The sequence below is a fragment of the Kumtagia ephedrae genome, assembly GCF_003012745.1.
GTDB lineage: Bacteria > Pseudomonadota > Alphaproteobacteria > Rhizobiales > Rhizobiaceae > Kumtagia > Kumtagia ephedrae.
The window spans coordinates 1-1,310 of record NZ_PXYK01000069.1 but is presented as its reverse complement, the minus strand read 5'-3'; the positions used below and the strand labels follow the sequence as shown (position 1 = coordinate 1,310).

Here is a 1,310-nt window from a genome sequence, read left to right as displayed (position 1 = left end):
TGGACACCTCGAAAAACCTCGCAATCCAGAGCGCGTTTTGATTCACTTGCCTTTGCTGATTTGCGCGGAGGCTGGGAATGCGAGGACAGGCGGGGTTCTGGGACATTGACGAGCGCTATGCGCGGCTGAGCGAGGCCGGCGATCCTCTGGAGACGCTGAACGCGGTGGTGCCTTGGGAGGTTTTCGGCAAGCCGCTGGCCAGGGCGCTGAAACGTTCCGATGGCGCCAAGGGTGGCCGGCCGCCCTATGACGCCGTGCTGATGTTTAAGATCATGGTTCTGCAGGCGCTCTACGGCCTGTCGGACGACCAGGCCGAGTTCCAGATCCAGGATCGGCTGTCGTTCATGCGCTTCCTCGGGCTGGGACTCAGCGACAAGGTTCCGGACGCCAAGACGATCTGGCTGTTCCGCGAGCACCTCACGCAGGCGAAGGCGGTCGAGAACCTGTTTGCCCGCTTCGACAAGCACCTCACCAGGGCCGGTTATCTCGCAATGGGCGGCCAGATCGTCGATGCCACGATCGTGGCGGCGCCGAAGCAGCGCAACAACGACGCCGAGAAGGCCGACATCAAGGCGGGCAAGGTTCCCGACGCATGGAAGGACAAGCCGGCGAAGCTGCGCCAGAAGGATCGCGACGCGCGCTGGACGGTGAAGTTCTCCAAGGCCAAGGCCGCCGAGGAGGGCAAGGCCAAGCTGCGCGACATCGCCATCCCCGCCTTCGGCTACAAGAACCATGCCGGCATCGATCGCCGGCACGGCTTCATCAGGGGCTGGAACGTCACCGGCGCCTCGGCCTATGACGGCGCCCAGCTTTCCAACGTGCTGGACAAGGGCAACACCGGCTCGAAAGTGTGGGCCGACACTGCCTATCGCTCGAAGAAGAACGAGACGTGGCTGGAGAAGAACGGCTACGTCTCCGACATCCACCACAAGAAGCCGAAGGGCCGGCCGATGAGCGAGGCAACGTCGCGCGCCAACGGCCGCCGCTCAAAGATCCGCGCCTTCGTCGAGCACGTCTTCGCGCAGCAGAAATCCCGCATGGGCCTGTTCGTGCGCACGATCGGCATCGCCCGGGCGAGAACGAAGATCGGCATGGCCAATCTGGCCTACAACCTCACCCGCTTCGTCTGGCACCAGAGGCGAACCGCGCCCGCATGACGGCGAAAGCGACCCAAACCGCCGCCGCGACGCCGAAATCGGCGTCCAGCAGCAATCTCATCGACCAAACCCGACGCGATCGCCGCTCATCGGGCCGCGCCACACCTCAGCGAGACAAAACACGCCGCGAATGCCGGTAGTTCGAGGTGTCCA

Annotated in this window: 1 protein-coding gene; it reads left to right on the top strand. The window is 64.2% G+C overall.

The window, feature by feature from the left end:
• The first annotated feature begins 77 nt into the window (after nucleotides 1-77).
• Nucleotides 78-1,157, top strand: coding sequence for an IS5 family transposase (locus tag C7I84_RS29280; protein ID WP_106775733.1), 1,080 nt, complete (start codon nucleotides 78-80; stop codon nucleotides 1,155-1,157).
• Nucleotides 1,158-1,310: the final 153 nt, after the last annotated feature.